This is a genomic window from Alitabrizicola rongguiensis (genome assembly GCF_021491355.1).
Taxonomy (GTDB): domain Bacteria; phylum Pseudomonadota; class Alphaproteobacteria; order Rhodobacterales; family Rhodobacteraceae; genus Aliitabrizicola; species Aliitabrizicola rongguiensis.
In genome coordinates this window covers 939,191-957,874 of sequence record NZ_JAKENF010000002.1, presented here as the reverse complement: position 1 = coordinate 957,874, position 18,684 = coordinate 939,191, and the positions used below count along the sequence as shown (strand labels likewise).

The window sequence follows — 18,684 nt, the reverse complement described above, 5'->3', positions numbered from 1 at the left end:
GGGGGCGCCCGACGCCCTCTGTGCAGCACCGCGAATGGCAATCGTTGAATTGAGCAGTGCCGTCCCCGGCGCCCGGAGGTTCGCTCCTCTGGCGGCCGGACCCGGCTTGCTTTGGGCTGCGCTTGCAATCTCTGCTCTGGTGCTCGCGCCGATTGTCGCCCTGGTCTGGGAGGCCTCGCACGGATCGGAAGGGCTCTGGGGTCATCTGGCGACTTATGTGCTTTTGCCGGCATTCGGGCAGACGGTCATTCTGCTTGCGGGTGTCGGGGCAATGGTGACCGTTCTTGGTACCACGATGGCCTGGCTTGTGGCGGCCTATGAATTCCCGGGACGCCGGTTTCTGGAATGGGCGCTTCTGCTGCCACTGGCCATGCCAACCTACATCATCGCCTACAGCTACCTTGACCTTCTCCACCCGCTCGGCCCGGTACAGGAGGTGCTTCGGTCGGTGCTTGGCTTCGATGGCCCGCGGGATTTCCGTCTGCCAGATATCAGATCGATGACCGGCGCGGTCCTGCTGCTCGGTTTCGTGCTTTATCCCTATGTCTATCTTCCCGTGCGGGCGATGTTCCTCATGCAGGCAGCGAACCTGATCGAGGCAGGACGGATGCTGGGCTGTTCGCATCGGTCCGTCTTTCTCCGGCTTGCCTTGCCGCTTGCCCGCCCCGGCATTGCGGCCGGCGTTTCGCTCGCCCTAATGGAGGCGCTGAACGACATCGGGGCGTCAGAGTTCCTCGGGGTGCGCACGCTGACCGTCTCGGTCTACACGACCTGGGTTACCAGATCGGACCTGTCCGGGGCCGCCCAGATCGCGCTTGCGATGCTTCTTCTGGTCGTGCTTCTCGTGGCCATCGAGCGTTGGGCGCGCCGAGGCCAGAGGTTCGCTGGCAACGCGCAGCGCGCCAGCAGCTTCGTGCCCGTGCGGCTTTCAAGGGGATGGGCATTTGCGGCGCTGGTGATCGGCCTTGTCCCTGTCGTCATCGGCTTTGGTGCTCCGGCGGCCTACCTTTTCTCGGAGGCCTTGCAGCGCTGGCAAGCGGCCGGAATACCGGCCCAACTTGTCGTCGAAATCCGCAACACCGTGATGATGGCTGGATCTGCGACGATCCTTGTCCTGATCTGCGGTGCAGTCATTGCCTATGCCGGGCGGGTGTTTCCTGGTCCGGCAACGGGCGTGACCGGACGGGTTGCGGCTCTTGGCTACGCCATGCCCGGTACGGTCATCGCCATTGGCGTTCTGATTCCCGTGGCGGGACTGGATCGTATTCTCGACTCGGGTTCCCGTATGGCTTTCGGCGTTCCTGTCGGCCTGGTCCTGATCGGTTCGGGAGTGGCGCTTGCCTATGCCTATATGGTGCGGTTCCTGGCGATCGGCGTCGGATCGGTCGAAGCAGGCTTTGCCCGGATTCCCCGTTCGCTTGATCATGCCGCTCGCAGTCTCGGCCATGGCGTCGGGTCGAGCTTCATGAAGCTGCATCTACCGCTGAGCGGCGCACCCTTTGCAGCCGCGGCCCTTCTCGTCTTTGTCGATGCGATGAAGGAACTGCCAGCCACGCTGCTTCTTCGTCCGCTCAACTTCGAAACGCTTGCGACACGGCTCTACGGAGAGGCGGCGCGCGGGACCCATGAAGATGGGGCAATGGCAGCGCTTGCAATCGTTCTGGCCGGAATTGCACCGGTAATCCTGCTTGCGCGGATTGGCAGGCGGAAGCCGGTCGGAACGCCCTGATCCGCGCAGATCCGGGCTGAAAGAACTCTGCGGAACCGCAAGGGCGCGATCGCCAACTGTTTGCCTCGACTGCAACGTCCGGGCAAAGACGACAAGGCGAAGACTTGCTGTGGACTGAGCGAGTCTCGTAGGTCGGGAAGGAGTCATGCCTTTTGACCATGCTTCCGGGTCGTTCCGGCCCTGCTGGGGCAGGACTTGGCTAGCCCGCAGATCACACGGCTTCTCCGGTCCCCATCATCCGTTCGTCCCGAGCTATCGCAACGGACTCGCGCAAGAGGAGTTCGTCGTCGGGATTTGCCCGACAACAAGCAGGCACCCATCACCGGGAATCTGCGTCGGCATAAACATTCCGGAAATTTCATATTGCATTTTTCGAATGTAATACATATTCTCCGATTTGAATAATTTGGGGCGCAGCAGGACTGCGGCGTCTTCGGGCTTCTGGAGGGAGGATACGGAAATGGCGCATGTCGTGGTACTGGGCGCGGGACTTGGCGGGGTCATCATGGCCTACGAGATGAAGGACCAACTTGGTCGGGACGACAAGCTGACCGTAATCAACAAGGGATCGACCTACAGCTTCGTACCGTCCAATCCCTGGGTCGCCGTCGGCTGGCGCAAGAAGGACGAGATCGAGGTCGACCTGACCGAGGTCATGGCGCGTCGCGACATCACGCTGAAGTCGCAGGGCGCTGCGCGCGTGCACCCCGCCGAAAACCGTGTCGAGCTTACCGACGGGCAATCGGTCAGCTACGACTACCTCGTCATCGCGACTGGTCCCGACCTTGCGTTTGACGAGATCGAGGGCTTCGGCCCCGAAGCAAACACCCAGTCGGTCTGTCATATCGACCATGCCCTGAAGGCCGAACAGGCGTTCCATGCATTGGTGAAGAAGCCCGGCCCGGTCGTCATCGGCGCCGTTCAGGGCGCGAGTTGTTTCGGCCCGGCCTACGAGTTCCTGTTCATCCTCGAAACCGCGCTGCGTCGCGCCAAGGTGCGCGATCAGGTTCCGATGACCTTCGTCACCTCGGAACCCTATATCGGCCATCTCGGTCTTGACGGGGTCGGCGACACCAAGGGCTTGCTCGAAAGCCAGATGCGCGCCCATCACATCAAGTGGATCACCAATGCCAAGGTGAAATCGTTTGAGCCCGGCACTGTCCATGTTGAAGAAGTAAATGAGGACGGCAGCACCAAAAAGCTGCACGATCTGCCCTTCGCCTTCTCGATGATGTTGCCGGCCTTCCGCGGTGTCGCGGCGGTGCGCGGGATCGAGGGTCTGACCAATCCCCGCGGTTTCATCCTGGTGGACAAGTATCAGCGCAACCCGACGTTCCGGAATGTCTTTGCCGTGGGCGTGGGCGTTGCGATCCCACCGATGGGGCCGACGCCAGTGCCTGTGGGTGTGCCGAAGACCGGCTTCATGATCGAAAGCATGGTGACTGCGACCGCCCACAACATCGCGTCGCTGCTCAAGGGGCAGGAGCCGAACGAGGTCGGAAGCTGGAATGCCGTCTGTCTTGCCGACTTTGGCGACTCGGGCGTGGCCTTTGTGGCCCAGCCACAGATTCCGCCGCGCAACGTCAACTGGTCGGCCGAGGGCAAATGGGTGCACTACGCCAAGATCGGCTTCGAGAAGTACTTCCTGCGCAAGATCCGCATCGGCAAGTCCGAGCCCTTCTACGAGCGCCTCGCGCTTCAGGCGCTTGGCATCGACAAGTTGAAACAGACTCACATCGAATGATTGAAAGGAAAGAAAAATGAACGTCTCTAAAGCAGTTCAGGCTTTTGCAGGATTCATGGTCCTCCTCTCGCTTTTCCTCACCTGGGAAGTCTCGCCCTGGTTTATGCTTCTGACGGCCTTCGTCGGCTTGAACCTTCTTCAGTCCGCCTTCACTGGCTTCTGCCCGGCGGCCATGGTCTTTCGTCGCATGGGACTGCCGAGCGGTTCGACCTTCTGATCGCGGGAAATGACATTCCGGCCCGCTGTCTTGCCGTGGGCCGGCCAGCAAGGATTACCTCATCATGCCGATGCGCCTTCGCGCCGCCGCACTTGCGCTAGCGGTCCTCACGGTCACCCCTCTGGCTTCGATTGCGGCCGACCTCATGCTGAAACCGGTCGACGTTGTCGAAACCAAGGCGCTGTTCGGCAAGATCGAAAGTCGCTTCGTGGTGCCGTCGCGGTCACGTATTGGCGGCACGCTGGTGCAGCTTGACGTGAGCGAAGGAAGCTTGGTGACCGAGGGGCAGGCGATTGGCAAGATCACCGACGAGAAGCTGGAACTGCAGCTCGAGGCAGCCAGTGCGCGCATCCGTGCCGCACAGTCGCAATTGAACAATGCCCAGACGGAACTGACGCGGAATGAGGAACTCCTGTCGCGGGGGGCTACGACCTCGCAGCGCGTCGATCAGGCCCGCACAGCCGTCGAAGTGGCAAGGAACGCGGTGAGCGAACTGCAGTCTACGCAACAGGTCATCCAGCAGCAGATGGACGAAGGGGCGCTGATCGCGCCAACGACAGGGCGGGTCCTGTCCGTGCCGATCCGTCTGGGTGAGGTGGTAATGCCAGGCGAGCCGGTGGCAACCATTGCCGGAGGCAGCGTTTTCCTGCGGCTCGACGTGCCGGAGCGCCACGCCCTTGGCCTGGTAGAGGGGGCAGCTGTCGCCATCGCCGAGGGCGAAGGCGAGACGCAGGGCAAGATCGAGAAGATTTACCCGCTGATCGAAAACGGCCGGGTGACCGTCGATGTGGCCGTGGAAGGACTGTCCGACGCCTTCATCGGCAAGCGCGTTCTCGTGCGCGTCCCGGTTGGCACACGTCCGGCGATCGTGGTTCCAAAAGAGGCGATCCAGCGCAGCGCCGGTCTTGATCTGGTTTCGATCAAGGTCCCGGAAGGGGAGCGGTCTGTCACCGTCGTCCCCGGTCCGATGGTTGAGACGGATGACGGACAGATGCGCGAAATCCTGTCGGGGCTGCGTGCCGGTGACACGGTGATCCTGCCATGACCGCCAATTCCCCCGACAAGGTCCGGGCCGGTATCGCCGGATCGCTGACGCGCGCCTTCATTACCTCTCCGCTGACACCCTTGCTGCTTTTCGCTGCCATCGTTCTGGGCGTAGTCGCGCTCATCACCTTGCCGCGAGAGGAAGAGCCACAGATCTCGGTCCCGATGGTCGACATCCATGTCGAGGCCAACGGCCTGCGCGCCGAGGATGCCGTCAAGCTGGTGACCGAGCCGCTCGAGACGATCGTCAAGTCGATCCCCGGTGTCGAGCATGTGTATTCCCAGACCCGCGATGACGCGGTGATGGTCACGGCCCGGTTCGAGGTGGGCACCTCGTCGGATGCTGCGATCCTGCGCGTGCATGAGAAGGTCCGTGCCAATTTGGACCGGATTCCGAAGGGTATCCCGGAGCCGCTAATTGTCGGCCGCGGCATCGATGACGTGGCGATCATGGTCGTCACCCTGGCGCCTGAACCCGAGGTCGCCGACCGCTGGACCCCGGCCGACCTGACGCGTGTCGCCCGCGAGGTGCAGGTGGCAGTCGCGGCCCTGCCGGAGATCGGCCTCACCTATATCGTCGGTGAGACCCCCGAGGAAATCCGCATCCGCCCCGACCCCGAGAAGCTTGCCGCTGCCAGCCTGACCCTGCAATCGCTTGCCGGCAAGGTGCAGGGGGCGAACAGCGCCTTCTCGGTCGGCATGGTGCGCGAGGATGGTCAGCAGATCGGCCTCTCCGCCGGCAAGACGCTGGCCGACCTGTCCGAGATCGGCAACCTGCTGGTCACCACCCGCGACGGCCGCCCCGTCTATGTGCGCGACGTGGCCGATGTCACGCTGGAAACCGATACGACTGATGCGCGTGTCTTCAACCTGACGCGGTCAGACGCCGGATTCGACCGTGCACCGGCCGTGTCGCTTGCTATCGCCAAGCGCCCGGGCGCCAACGCAGTTGCCATTGGCGAGGAAATCCGCACCGCGATCGAAAAGCTGGAAGGCAAGGTGATCCCCGAAGATATCACCGTCTCGATCACCCGCGACTACGGCGAGACGGCGAACGAGAAGGCGAACGAGCTTCTGTTCCACCTGGGCCTCGCCACGCTGTCCATCGTCGCGCTGGTCTGGGTCGCCATCGGCTGGCGCGAGGCGGCGGTGGTGCTGATCGTGATCCCGGTCACGATCTTGCTCACGCTCTTCGCGGCGAAGGTCATGGGCTACACGCTGAACCGCGTCAGCCTGTTCGCGCTGATCTTCTCGATCGGGATCCTCGTCGACGATGCCATCGTGGTGATCGAGAACATCGCCCGCCACTGGGGTATGAATGATGGCCGGTCGCGGCGCGAGGCGGCGATCGATGCGGTAGGCGAGGTCGGCAACCCGACGATCGTCGCCACGCTGACGGTTGTGGCCGCGCTTCTGCCGATGCTCTTCGTCTCGGGAATGATGGGCCCCTACATGAGCCCGATCCCAGCAAATGCTTCGGCGGCGATGGTGTTTTCGTTCTTCGTCGCGGTGATCATCACGCCCTGGTTGATGCTGAAGTTCGGCAAGCCGCATGGCGACCATGGGGCGGCACACGAGGCATCCGATGGTGGGACGCTTGGCCGGATCTACCGGCGGGTCGCGGCGCCGATTCTGGTGTCGCGCGGTCGGGCAGGTTTGTTCCTGCTTCTTGTTCTTGTCGCGACCGGCACCTCGATGCTGTTCTTCACCACCAAGGCGGTGACGGTCAAACTCCTGCCTTTCGACAACAAGTCGGAGCTGTCGGTCCAGCTTGACCTGCCGAAAGGCAGCTCTGTCGAGGAGACCGACCGCATGCTGCAGACGATCGCCGCCGCGCTTTCGCCGGTGTCCGAGATCATCTCGATCCAGTCCCATGCCGGAACCGCGGCGCCCTTCAACTTCAACGGCCTCGTCCGCCACAGCTACCTTCGCGCCGAGCCACAGATGGGTGACTTGCAGGTCAACCTATCGCCCAAGGGCGACCGTGACCGCGAAAGCCACGAAATCGCACTGGACCTGCGCGAGCGGATCAAGGCACTCGATCTGCCCGCTGGCACGACGGTGAAGGTAGTTGAACCCCCACCCGGTCCGCCGGTGATGGCGACGCTTCTGGCCGAGATCTACGGCCCCGATCCCGAGACCCGCCGCGCCGTCGCCGCCAAGGTGCGCGAGACCTTCCAGACCGTGCCCTACATCGTCGACATCGACGACAGCTATGGTGTCCCGGCGGATCGCCTGCGGCTTACCCTGAACGATGCGGAACTCGACAACTTCAAGGTCGAGCCGGGCGATGTCTTCGAGACGATCGGCCTGCTCTACGGCGGCGAGACGGTGGGCTATTCGCACCGTTCCGAGGGGCGCCGGCCGATCCCGATCGTGCTGGCTCCGGCGAAGGCCGACCAGGTGGTGGACGAGCGCATGCTGGCGACGCCGGTTCCGGCCAACCTGATCCCCGGCGACCGCAACATCGTTGAACTTGGCGATGTGGTCGATGTGACGCGCGAGCGGGCGTCGTTCCCGATCTTCCGCCACAACGGCACCCCGGCCGAGATGGTGACGGCAGAGCTTGCCGGAGCCTTCGAGGCGCCGCTTTACGGCCAGATGGCCGTCGCCGCGGCCATTGCCGATGGCGATTGGGGCGACGTGCCGAAACCTGCGATCCGCCAGCATGGCCAGCCCGAGGATACCGGTCAGCCGGTCCTTCTGTGGGACGGCGAGTGGGACGTGACCTGGGTCACCTTCCGCGACATGGGCGCGGCCTTCGGCGTGGCGCTTGTCGGTATCTACATCCTCGTCGTCATGCAGTTCGGCTCGTTCAAGCTGCCGCTGGTGATCCTGACCCCGGTGCCGCTGACCCTGATCGGCATCCTGCTCGGTCATTGGCTGTTCAAGGCGCCGTTTTCTGCCACCTCGATGATCGGCTTCATCGCGCTGGCCGGGATCATCGTGAGGAACTCGATCCTGCTCGTGGATTTCATCCGCCACGCGCCGAAAGAGGGTCGCGAGTTGAAGGACATCCTGCTGGAAGCCGGGTCGATCCGCTTCAAGCCGATCCTGCTGACGGCGCTGGCTGCGATGATCGGGGCGGTGACGATCCTGACCGACCCGATCTTCCAGGGTCTGGCGATCTCTCTCCTGTTCGGGCTGGCCTCGTCCACGCTGCTGACGGTGCTGGTCATCCCGGCGATCTACGTCCTGCTACGCAGCGGAAAACGGAAGGCCGCATGATGGGGGCGCCCTCTGACAGCGCTTTTGGGCCGGGTTCGGCCAGATCGGGGGCGGCGCAAGATGCGACGCGCCTGATGAAGGCGCTGTCGCACGAGGCGCGGCTGGAAATCCTGTGTTCGCTGATCGATCGCGAGCAGAGCGTGGGCGAACTCGAAGACCTGCTGGGTCTGCCACAGGCGCAGGTATCGCAGCACTTGCGGCGGCTGCGGGCCGAGGGTCTCGTCCGGGCCCGGCGCGACGGGCGGCATGTGATGTACCGCCTCGACCGCGCCGAGATCAAAGAGGTGGTGACGGCGCTGCGCAACGCCTTCTGCCCGCACTGACCGCCGTCAGTGGAAATCGCGCGAGCGTGGAATGATCCGGGCATTGCGCGGATGGTGATGGCGCGGCGCGGGGATCGGTCGGGTCACCTCGTCGGCGCGCGACAGCGGCACGGCCATTTCCCGATCCGCCAGCCGCAGAAGGGCATCGCTGCGATCCTCCAGCGCCTCGACCACCACATGCACCACGCTTGACACCGGATCGCGCTGGATGCGCCCCGTTACATCCATCAGCCGCGCCGTCATGATCGTTTTGCGGAAGGCCGCCATCACCTTGGGCCAGACGACAAGGTTGGCCACGCCGGTCTCATCCTCGAGCGTGATGAAGCAGACCCCCTTGGCGCTGCCCGGTCGCTGGCGGATCAGCACCAGACCCGCCAGCCGCAGGCGCGTGCCGTTGCGCATCGTCGCCAGATCAGCCGCCCGGGCATAGCCCTGCCGGGTCATGCTGGTGCGCAGGAAGGCCATCGGATGCGCCTTAAGCGAGAGGCGCAGCGTCTGGTAGTCCGAGACGACATGCTCGCTGGCCGGCATCGCGGGCAGGGCGACCCGCGCCTCCGGCCCCTCGTCCCGTTCGGCCTGGAACAGCGGCAGGTCCGGCGCGTCGCGTGCGGCCTTCACCTCCCAAAGCGCGGCGCGGCGGTCGAGGCCCAGGGAGCGGAAGGCATCCGCCTCGGCCAGCTTGCGGATGGTGGCGATGTTCAGCCGGGCGCGGCTGCGCAGATCCTCGGGGTCGGTGAAGGGCGCGTTTCGCGCTTTGGTCAGCCGTTCGGCAGCCGCCACCGCCATCCCGTCGATCTGGCGCAGCCCAAGCCGCAGGGCCCAGCCGCTTTCGCCGACCTCGAGCGTGCTGTCCCAGGCGCTGAAATTCACGTCCGGTGCGCGCACCTCGACCCCATGCTCCTTTGCGTCGCGCACGATCTGGGCCGGGGCATAGAAGCCCATCGGCTGCGAATTGAGCAGCGCGCAGGCGAAGGCGGCGGGGTAGTGGTGCTTCAGCCAGCTTGAGACATAGACCAGCAGCGCGAAGCTTGCGGCATGGCTTTCGGGAAAGCCGTATTCGCCGAAGCCCTTGATCTGGTCGAAGCAGCGCCGGGCAAAGTCCGGGTCATAGCCGCGTCCGATCATGCGCCCGACCATCTTTTCCTCGAGCAGATGGATCGTGCCGCGCGACCGGAAGGTCGCCATCGCCTTGCGCAACTCGTTCGCCTCGGCCGAGGTGAAGCGCGCCGCCTCCATCGCGATCTTCATCGCCTGTTCCTGAAAGATCGGCACGCCAAGGGTGCGCTTCAGGATCGACTTCAACTCGTCCGGGTCATGCGGCGGCGCGGGCGAGGGGTAGACCTCGGGCTCCTGCCTGTTCCGCCGACGCAGATAGGGGTGCACCATGTCGCCCTGGATCGGGCCGGGGCGCACGATGGCGACCTCGATCACCAGATCGTAGAACACCCGCGGTTTCAGCCGCGGCAGCATGTTCATTTGCGCCCGGCTTTCGACCTGGAAGACCCCGACGCTGTCGCCCCGGCAGAGCATGTCATAGACCGCCTCGTCGCCCTGCGGGACCGAGGCAAGGTCGTGGTCCAGCCCGTAATGGTCGCGCAGCAGGGCAAAGCACTTGCGGATGCAGGTCAGCATGCCAAGCGCCAGAACGTCGACCTTGAGGATCTTCAGCTCGTCGATGTCGTCCTTGTCCCATTCGATGAAGCTGCGCTCGGGCATGGCGGCGTTGCCGATCGGCACGGTTTCGGTCAGCGGCCCCTCGGTCAGGATGAAACCGCCGACATGCTGCGACAGGTGGCGCGGCATCCCGATCATCTGCTCGGCCAGACGGATCGTGCGCAGCATGCGCGGGTCGGACAGGTCCACCCCCGCCTCGGTCGAATTCGCCTCGCCCATGCTGGTGCCCCAGCTGCCCCAGACGGTCTTGGCCAGCGCGGCGGTCACATCCTCGGACAGGCCCATCGCCTTGCCGACCTCACGGATGGCCGAGCGCGGGCGATAATGGATCACCGTGGCGCAAAGGCCGGCGCGATGGCGACCGTATTTCTCGTAGATGTGCTGGATCACCTCTTCCCGCCGCTCATGCTCGAAATCCACGTCGATGTCGGGCGGCTCGTCGCGGTCCATGCTGATGAAGCGCTCGAACAGCAGCTCATGCACCGCCGGATCGACCGAGGTGATGCCCAGCACATAGCAGACGGCCGAGTTGGCCGCCGATCCGCGCCCCTGGCACAGGATGCCCCGGCTGCGGGCGAAGACGACGATCTCGTGGATGGTCAGGAAGTATTGCGGGATCTTCTTGAGCGCGATCATCGCCAGTTCTTTCTCGATCGCGATGCGCACCTTGTCGGGGATGCCTGACGGATAGCGTTTGGCGGCACTTTCCCAGGTCAGTTCCTCCAGATGGTCCTGCGCCGTCCGGCCTTCGGGCACGGTCTCGTGCGGGTATTCGTAGCCGAGTTCCTCTAGGTCGAAGCGGCAGGCATCGGCCACCTCGCGCGTGGCGCGGATGGCATGGGGCCAGGGCGCGAAGAGGCGCTGCATCTCTTCGGGCGATTTCAGGTGGCGCTCGGCATTGGCGGCCAGCAGGAAGCCCGCCTTGTCGATCGTCGTCTTCTCGCGGATGCAGGTCATCACGTCCTGCAGCGGGCGGCGGTCGGGGGCATGGTAATGCACGTCGTTGGTGGCAAGAATGCCCAGCCCATGCGTCCGCGCCAGACGGTCGAGCCGGTTGATCCGGGCGCGGTCGTCGCCGCGATAGAGGTAGCTCACCGCGATATGCTGCAGCGTGGGTAGCCTGCGGACCAGCCCGGGCAGGCGGCGGTGGAGGCCCTCGTCAGGCAGGACGATCAGCTGCACCCCTTCGGCATGGTCGGCCAGATCGGCAAGGCTGATGTCGCACAGCCCCTTGGCCTGCCAGTTGCCCTGCGTGTCGTTCATCTTGCCCTTGGACAAGAGCCGGCAGAGGCGGCTGTAGGCCGCCCGGTCGCGCGGATAGGCAAGGAAAGTCTCGCCCGTGGTCAGTTGCAGGCGGCAACCGATGACCGGGCGCAGGCCCGCCTTCCTTGCCGCGCTGTGCAGGCGGACGACGCCGGCCATGGTGTTGAGGTCGGCCACCCCGAGCGCGTCATACCCAAGCGCATGGGCCGCCAGCACCAGATCGGTCGCGTCCGACGCGCCGCGCAGGAAGGAAAACGGGGTCGACACCCCAAGCTCGACGAAGGCCGCGCGGGGATTGGGCGGGAACTCTCCCAGCAGGGTCTTGCGGGGATGGCGGTTGTCGTTCTCGGGCATCAGGCGAACATCCCGTGCAGGAACCAGCGCGGGGCGCCGCCGCGCCCGTCGTCATGCAGACCCTCGCGGTACAGCCAGAAGCGGCGGCCGGTCTCATCCTCGATCCGGAAGTAGTCGCGCAGCCGCGTGCCGGGCATGTCGCGCCACCATTCCGGCGCGATGCGCTCGGGGCCTTGGTAGCGGGCGACGCGATGGGTCCGCCGCCGCCAGAGGAACTGCGCCGGCGGGCCTTCCGGCACGGCGTAGAGCACGCGGATCTCCTCGGCCGGGTCGAGCAGGCGCAGGGGCCGCTCGGCCTGCGGGGCGGGCTGTTCGGGCAGGGGGGTGAGTGGGGCGGCGCGGCGTTCCGCCCGTTCGGGGATATGGCTGGCGCGGGGCAGGGGCCGGGTGATCGCCGGGGCTCCGAAGCGGACGGTCAGCCGGTCGACCAGCCGCGACAGGTCCAGCACCTCGTCCCGTTCGCCCGCCAGCGTGGTCTGGGCCTTGCCCAGCCGTTCGGTCGTCGTGGCCTCGAGCGAGATCAGGTCGAAGCCGAAGCCGGGATCGATCCGCTCCAGCCGGTCGCGGAAGAGGAAGGCGAGGTGGTCGGCGTCACGGCTGGGCGCGGCGGTCGCGACCTCGATCCGGCTGACCTCGCCATCGGTGCGGTAGACGGTCAGCCGTACCCGCCGCGCGCCCTGATCCTGCGCGGCCAGTTGGGTGGAAAGGTCTTCGCACAGGCCCGGCAGGTGATGGGTGGGATCGAAGATCGGCTCGGCCAGGCGCGCATCGGCGCGGAAGGCCGGCGGCGCAAAGGCGGGCGAGACGGGTTCGGGCAGATGCCCCGTCACCTGATCCAGCCGCAGAAGCGGGTTGTCGGCAAGCTCGGCGCGCAGGAACCGCCGCGCCAGCGACAGGCGCGGCACGGCGGAAAGCGCGCCGATCGTCTTCAGCCCCAAACGGTTGAGCAGCAGCACCGTGTCGGCGCCAAGCCGAAGCGCTGCGACCGGCAGCCCGGCAAGGTCGCGCTCGTCGCGCCAGATCGCGCGGACCGGCCCGAACCGCGCCAGCGCCCAGGCCGCGCCCCAGGTCGGGGCCAGTGCCAGCCGCGCGGAAAAGCCCAAGCCCGACAGGCTTGCCTCGATGTCCGCCAGCATCGCCGCCTCGCCGCCCCAGAGGTGATCGGCCCCGGTCGTGTCGAGGATCAGCCCGTGCCCGTCTGCCGTGCGGTCGGCCACGGTCCAGGGGCACCAGCGCTGCGCCCAGAGGGCAAGCCTGTCCGTCGCCGCCTGATCGCCTGCCAGATCGGCGTAGTCCGTATGCAGCGACGGGCAGAGCGCGCGCATGTCCGTCACCCGTGCGCCGGGCGTGACCCCGGCCTGCTGCGCCGCGCGGTTCGTCGCATGGATGGTCGGCCCATGCGCCCCTTCGACCATCAGCGCCTGCGGCAGGTCATCCGGCAGCGAATTGCCCAGCCGGTCGTCCTGCCGCTGCTTCCGCTCCATCGGGAACTGCGGGAACCAGATCGAGACGATGCGCCGCCCGGTCATGATGGGCCATCCACAGGCCGGGTTGCCTGCTGCGCGAGCGGAACAGTTCTACCCGCCAGCGCGGGTCGCCGGGGGCGCCTGGGTCGTCCGCCAAGGGCAACGAGGGCAGCGAGGCGACGCGCCAGCGGTCGCGCGCGGCACTGAGATCGGCCGTGCCGCCATGCCGGATCAGCCAGCAGGGCAGGCCCGCCGCCTCGGCCCGGAAGGCAAGGCGCTTGGTCGCGGTGAAGTCGAGCGCGGGCGGATCGCCCATGATCTCGGCCACCACCGCCGAGAGCGCCTTGCAGCGCAGGCCTTCCTCGGCCGCGGCCAGCACATCCGCGGGGCGGGAGATTTCCATCAGCAGAAGCGGCCGCGACATCCCCAAGCCGGGCAGATAGGGCCGCCCGGTTTCCCGGCGCGACAGCCTGTCCTGGATCCAGAGCACGGGCGCCGTCCCGCCCGGCAGTTGCGACAGCACGAAACCCGCCGCCCCGGCATCCCCCACCGTTCCGGCAAAGACCTCCGACAGGGTGCAAACGGCCTTGCCCGCCGTTCCGGCAGGTTCGGCGCGGCGTTCGGTCTGAAGGAAGGCGGTTCGGCGTGACATGCAGCACAGAAGGCCCGACTCGTATGTTCATCTTTTGTTCTAATTTCATAGCGCGATCTGCCACCGCGGACAAGAAGCCGGACCGGGGGAGAGGGGCGAAGTATGAACTACTGCGCACCCGGCGCTTGTGATTTGGAAATCCATACTGATGTCTGAGACATCAATATGCACACTTAGAGATTGCATCATGATGTCTTCATGGGTAACCTGACGCCAATACCAATCCAAGGAACGATCCGATGATCTCATCGGGGCAGATCAGGGCGGCACGGGCACTTCTGGGAATCGACCAGAAGGAACTGGCGCGGCTATCCGGCCTTTCCCTGCCGACCATCCAGCGGATGGAGGCGAGCAAGGGGCAGGTGCGCGGTGTGGTCGACAGCCTTGTCAAGGTAGTCACCGCGCTCGAAGCAGCCGGGATCGACCTGATCGGCGAAGGCGCCGCCAGTGCCTCGGGCGGGCGGGGCGTCAGGCTGCGAACGGGCGAGGGACCGCCGCCGGGCTAAGCCCGGTCCGTCCCTTTCCATTCCGGAGCCCGTGATGACCCATTCTGCGACACCCAGCCTGCAAAAACCGAGTTTCCTTCAACTCTACACCCCCAAGCTCGTCACCGTCCTGCGCGAGGGCTACGGCCTGCGCGAGCTGAAATCCGATGCCGTGGCGGGGCTGACCGTCGCCATCGTGGCCCTGCCTTTGTCGATGGCCATCGCCATCGCCTCGGGCGCCAGCCCGGCGCAGGGACTCTTCACCTCGATCATCGGCGGCTTCCTCGTCTCGGCGCTTGGCGGATCGCGGTTCCAGATCGGCGGGCCGGCAGGGGCCTTCATCGTTCTGGTCGCGGCGACGGTGGCGCAGCACGGGATGGACGGGCTGATCCTGGCCACCTTCCTGTCCGGCATCCTGCTGGCACTGGTCGGCTGGCTGCGGCTTGGAACCTTCGTGAAGTTCATCCCCTTCCCGGTGACGGTGGGATTCACCGCCGGCATCGCGGTCATCATCTTTGCCAGCCAGATCAAGGAACTGTTCGGCCTGACGCTGGCGGGCGGAGAGCCGGGGCCGCTGATACAGAAGATCCCCGTCCTCTGGGCCGCGGGCGGCACGGTCTCTCCGGCCGCTATGCTCCTGTCGCTTGGCACGGTGGCGGTGATCGTCGGGCTGAAACGTTGGCGGCCGCATTGGCCGGGGATGCTGATCGCGGTCGCGATCGGCGCAGCAGCGACGGCGCTGCTGAACCTTCCCGTCTCGACCATCGGAACCAAGTTCGGGGGCATACCGTCCAGCCTGCCGATGCCGTCCCTTCCGGACTTCAGCCCGGCGAAGGTGATCGAGGTTCTGCCCGCCGCGCTGTCCTTCACCCTGCTGGGCGCCATCGAGTCGCTCCTGTCTGCTGTGGTCGCCGATGGCATGACCGGCCGCCGCCACCGCTCGAACGCGGAACTCGTGGCGCAGGGATTTGCCAACATGGGTTCGGCCCTGTTCACCGGCTTCTGCGTCACCGGCACGATTGCCCGCACTGCAACCAATGTGCGGGCAGGCGCCGTCGGGCCGGTTGCAGGAATGCTGCACGCGATCTTCCTGCTGCTGTTCATGGTCGTGGCGGCCCCGCTGGCCGCCTATATCCCGCTGGCGGCGCTGGCCGGGGTTCTGGCCGTCGTCAGCTGGAACATGATCGAGAAACCGGCCATCGCAACGCTGTTTCGGTCGGGCCGGGGCGATGCGGCGGTGTTCCTTGCGACCTTCCTGCTGACGATCTTCCGCGACCTGACCGAGGCAATTGTCGTCGGCTTCGCGCTCGGCTCGGTCCTGTTCATCCACCGCATGTCGCAGGCGACGGCGGTCGAACAGCACACTCCCTTCGTGGCCGAAGACGAGGCAGACCAGATCCATGGCTTCGATCCCAGCCAAACCGCGGACCCGGGCATCGTTGTCTACCGAATCTCGGGGGCGTTCTTCTTCGGTGCGGCGGCCTCGATCGGTTCGGTGCTCGACAACATCGCCGACAGCTACAAGGCCATGATCGTCGATTTCAGCGCCGTCCCGTTCCTAGACTCGACGGGGGCGAACGTCATCGAGGGGTTGGCGCGCAAGGCCGAAAAGCGCGGGGTGCGCCTTTACCTCGCCGGGGCGTCGCGGGCCAATCGCCATGCGATGGTCGCGCACGGGCTGAAGCCCCCGCATGTGATCTACGCCGCGACAGTTGATGCCGCACTTGCGCAGGAACGGGAGACTCGCCTCGCCTAAGGCCGGGCGATCGGACCGAGATGGGCCTCTAGCATCGCATAGAAGCTCGCGCGGGCGGCCTCGCGCGATAGCATGCTTTCGTCGATTCCATGCTCTAGCCAAAGGCCGTCGGACAAGGCAATGAAGGCAACTGCGATCGCCCCGGCATCCACCTGTCGGCCCCTTGCGGCAGCCTCGGCCGCGATGACCTTTGCCACGGTGTCGCGGAATTCGACATAGCGCTGGCGGTGCACGGCCCGCAGCTCGGCATTGTTGGCGATCTCACCCCAGAGCGCGAGCCAGATCTTCAGGCTGTCGGGATTGAAGATCTCCGGCGCGAGGTTGGCCTCGATGAGCGCGACGATATCCGGTGCCGCGGCATCGACCGGCGCCATGACTGCGATCAGCCGGTCGTACATCGTCGCGTAGACCGCTGCGAGCAATGCGTCTTTAGACCCGAAGTGATGCGCGATAAGGCCGCGCGATGCCTTGGCCTCTTGGCAGATGTTGTCCACGGTAAAGGCGGTGATCCCCCCCTTTGCCAGGCAGGTCAGGCCGGCTTCGATCAGCATGGCCGCGCGCGTCTCGCTCGGGTAGCGCCGGAACCGTGGGGCAGAGATGGGTTGGTCGATTGCCTCAGACATGATCTCGCGCAAACTTCTCGTCCCAATGGCGGGTGAATATGACATCGCCATTCTCGCGGATCGTCAGGTCCATCTCCACCCTGAAATGAGTCGCGTCGCAGGTCATCCGCCCCTCGCTTTCGTGGACGGCGGTGCAGTCCCGCCGCTGGATCTCGACACGGTAGCGGGTGATCACGGTGGCCGAAAGCGGGTCGCCATCGGTGATCTCCAGCCGGGCGAGGCCGCGGCTGTGCTGGATATGGCCGATGTCAGGCATCTCGACGCTCGACACCCAACGCGGGAAATCCACTGTCATCCGGCCGGACAGGAGGTCGCGCTCGATACGGCGCGACGGGCCATCGGGGACCGGGTGATACGTGTGAGGCGTCTGAGGGGCGGTTTCGGGCGGATCGAAGACTCGCAGGGCGGCGTCTTCTGCCCGCGGCGGCCGGACGGGAAGGGTCAGCGCGCTATCGCCAGTGCGGATGCAGAGCGTCGCGAGTTCGGGCGAGGGCCAGGCGACCGGCCAGTAGGTCGTGGACAAAGCGACGGCAATCCGGTGCCCGGCCTCGAAGACATAGGCGGTATCGTCCATCTCTACCGTCGCTTCGGTCCATTCGCCGGGAACCAGCGGCTCGGGGAATTCATGGCTCTTGCGATGCGTCAGGTTCAGCACACCAAGACCGACCCGTGTCGAGCGTCCGTCGGGATGAACGTCGTTCAACCGGGCCGCGATCAGCGCCTGGGGCTTGTCACTGGCAAAGCTCAGATGGACCAGTGGCGCACCGAGGATTTCGACCCTTTCGGTCAGCGGTTCGGACAGGAAGACAAGACTGCCGCCATCGTCCTCGCGCTGGTCTGTCGGCCAGTCGGCATCCGCGCCGTAGCGACCGATTTCGCCAGACGCCAACCCGACCCAGAGCGGCGAGCAAATTCGGGCCTCCCCGCGCGGCCCGGCGGTGCGGGACAGCGCGCCGCAGGTATTGAGATGGTGACGCTGCATGTCGATGTTGGGCGAGGGCCAGGATGGCTCGCCGACCCACCGGCCGCTGCGTTCGGTGTAGCAGGTCCGGGGCTCTATGCCGTCCTGCATCCAGGCACGATACATCGGCTCGTCCATGATTCCGTTATCGCGGCCCTTCATCCAATGGTCGCACCAGCGGACCACCTCTTGCAGCCAGCCGATCGCCGGTCCGACCGCCACGTCCATCGGATAGGAATGCGCCCATGGACCGACGAGGCCGAGCCGCGGGCCCGACAGGCCGGCAAGCAGGCGGGGAACGCTTTCTGAATAGTTGTCTGCCCAGCCAGACACTGCATAAACCGGGATTGTGACCTTCGAGAAATCCTCGCAGATCGAGCCCTGCTTCCAGTAGTCGTCACGCCGCTGATGCTGGAGCCATGTCAGGATCCATGGGGTATTGGCCTCGGCGCGCTGCATCCACATCTCGCGCCAGCGCTCGCCGACGATGGCAGGGTCGGGCGGCAGGTCGTTGCCGGCGAACATGGTCGAGGACCAGTCGAAATTGTCCTTCGACAGGCAACCGCCGATCCAGTGGATATCGGTCGCATAGCGGTCGTCGGTCGATCCGACCGTGATGATGGTCTTCAGGGCGGGCGGCTGAAGGGCAGCGATCTGCAACCCGTTGAACCCGCCCCAGCTGATGCCGATCATCGCGACCTGTCCATCGCACCAATCCTGCGCGGCAATCCAGGCGATCACGTCGCAACCGTCGGCCTGCTCTTGCGGGGTGTATTCGTCGGTAATGGTTCCATCGCTTTCGCCGCTCCCCCGAATATCCACGCGAAGGCAGGCATAGCCGTGGCCGGCGAGGTATTCATGCAGCCCATTGTCCCGGGTTCGCGTGCCGTCATGCTTGCGATAGGGCAGGTATTCCAGGATCGCGGGAACTTTGCCGGCCCCTTCCGGCAGCCATAGCTTCGCTGCCAGTCGCGTGCCGTCGGGCAGGGTTATGAACAGGTTCTCGGTAACCGCGACGGGGTGGGGAAACTCGGTTCGTATGGTCATGCCTGCCTCCTCTTGTTGAACGACCATGCAATAAGGCTGTGTGGAGTTTCAACTGGAATTCTCACGGCTTGACCGGACCGTACGAATGATCTTACTGTACACTTGTTCAACAAGGAGA

13 protein-coding genes are annotated in these 18,684 nt (G+C 65.5%); 8 read left to right on the top strand and 5 right to left on the bottom strand.

The features are described 5' to 3' along the window. The first annotated feature begins 139 nt into the window (after positions 1-139). The 6 genes from L0V05_RS10570 to L0V05_RS10545 all read left to right on the top strand — a co-directional run bounded on the left by L0V05_RS10570 (position 140) and on the right by L0V05_RS10545 (position 8,285). Positions 140-1,729 (top strand): ABC transporter permease, encoded by a 1,590-nt coding sequence (locus L0V05_RS10570; RefSeq protein ID WP_234870216.1) that lies wholly within the window; start codon positions 140-142, stop codon positions 1,727-1,729. Positions 1,730-2,189: 460 nt separating this feature from the next. Beyond that, positions 2,190-3,473: an NAD(P)/FAD-dependent oxidoreductase gene (locus L0V05_RS10565; protein WP_234870214.1), complete on the top strand. Its 1,284-nt coding sequence runs from the start codon at positions 2,190-2,192 to the stop codon at positions 3,471-3,473. A 16-nt stretch (positions 3,474-3,489) separates the two neighbouring features. After that, on the top strand, positions 3,490-3,690 hold the full coding sequence (locus tag L0V05_RS10560) for a YgaP family membrane protein (RefSeq protein WP_234870212.1): 201 nt from the start codon (positions 3,490-3,492) through the stop codon (positions 3,688-3,690). Between the two features lie 64 nt (positions 3,691-3,754). Beyond that, on the top strand, positions 3,755-4,735 hold the full coding sequence (locus L0V05_RS10555) for an efflux RND transporter periplasmic adaptor subunit (protein WP_234870210.1): 981 nt from the start codon (positions 3,755-3,757) through the stop codon (positions 4,733-4,735). Beyond that, the gene (locus L0V05_RS10550; RefSeq protein WP_234870209.1) at positions 4,732-7,962 is read left to right on the top strand and encodes an efflux RND transporter permease subunit; all 3,231 of its coding nucleotides are present in this window, start codon (positions 4,732-4,734) and stop codon (positions 7,960-7,962) included. The genes L0V05_RS10555 and L0V05_RS10550 overlap by 4 nt, the downstream gene beginning before the upstream one ends. Next, positions 7,959-8,285: an ArsR/SmtB family transcription factor gene (locus L0V05_RS10545; RefSeq protein ID WP_234870207.1), complete on the top strand. Its 327-nt coding sequence runs from the start codon at positions 7,959-7,961 to the stop codon at positions 8,283-8,285. Before L0V05_RS10550 ends, L0V05_RS10545 begins: the two co-directional genes overlap by 4 nt. Positions 8,286-8,291: 6 nt before the next feature. Here the strand turns inward: L0V05_RS10545 and L0V05_RS10540 are convergent, their stop codons facing one another. Genes L0V05_RS10540 through L0V05_RS10530 form a run of 3 tightly spaced genes read right to left on the bottom strand, consistent with a single transcriptional unit; the run spans position 8,292 to position 13,694 of the window. After that, positions 8,292-11,576, bottom strand: coding sequence for an error-prone DNA polymerase (locus tag L0V05_RS10540; RefSeq protein ID WP_234870205.1), 3,285 nt, complete (start codon positions 11,574-11,576; stop codon positions 8,292-8,294). Continuing rightward, on the bottom strand, positions 11,576-13,105 hold the full coding sequence (locus L0V05_RS10535) for a Y-family DNA polymerase (protein ID WP_234870203.1): 1,530 nt from the start codon (positions 13,103-13,105) through the stop codon (positions 11,576-11,578). Before L0V05_RS10535 ends, L0V05_RS10540 begins: the two co-directional genes overlap by 1 nt. Beyond that, complete coding sequence (locus L0V05_RS10530) at positions 13,008-13,694, bottom strand: ImuA family protein (RefSeq protein ID WP_234870201.1); 687 nt, start codon at positions 13,692-13,694, stop codon at positions 13,008-13,010. The genes L0V05_RS10535 and L0V05_RS10530 overlap by 98 nt, the downstream gene beginning before the upstream one ends. Positions 13,695-13,933: 239 nt before the next feature. On the opposite strand from L0V05_RS10530, the gene L0V05_RS10525 reads away from it, so the two are divergent. Together L0V05_RS10525 and L0V05_RS10520 are read left to right on the top strand one after the other, a co-directional pair. Continuing rightward, positions 13,934-14,200, top strand: coding sequence for a helix-turn-helix domain-containing protein (locus tag L0V05_RS10525; RefSeq protein WP_234870200.1), 267 nt, complete (start codon positions 13,934-13,936; stop codon positions 14,198-14,200). A 34-nt stretch (positions 14,201-14,234) separates the two neighbouring features. After that, positions 14,235-15,935 carry a SulP family inorganic anion transporter gene (locus L0V05_RS10520; protein WP_234870198.1) on the top strand — a complete coding sequence of 567 codons (1,701 nt, stop codon included), beginning with the start codon at positions 14,235-14,237 and terminating at the stop codon, positions 15,933-15,935. Here L0V05_RS10520 and L0V05_RS10515 read toward each other — a convergent pair. After that, positions 15,932-16,558 (bottom strand): TetR/AcrR family transcriptional regulator, encoded by a 627-nt coding sequence (locus L0V05_RS10515; protein ID WP_234870197.1) that lies wholly within the window; start codon positions 16,556-16,558, stop codon positions 15,932-15,934. The two genes, L0V05_RS10520 and L0V05_RS10515, sit on opposite strands and share 4 nt — an antisense overlap. Next, positions 16,551-18,566, bottom strand: coding sequence for a CocE/NonD family hydrolase (locus L0V05_RS10510; protein WP_234870195.1), 2,016 nt, complete (start codon positions 18,564-18,566; stop codon positions 16,551-16,553). Before L0V05_RS10510 ends, L0V05_RS10515 begins: the two co-directional genes overlap by 8 nt. Positions 18,567-18,684: the final 118 nt, after the last annotated feature.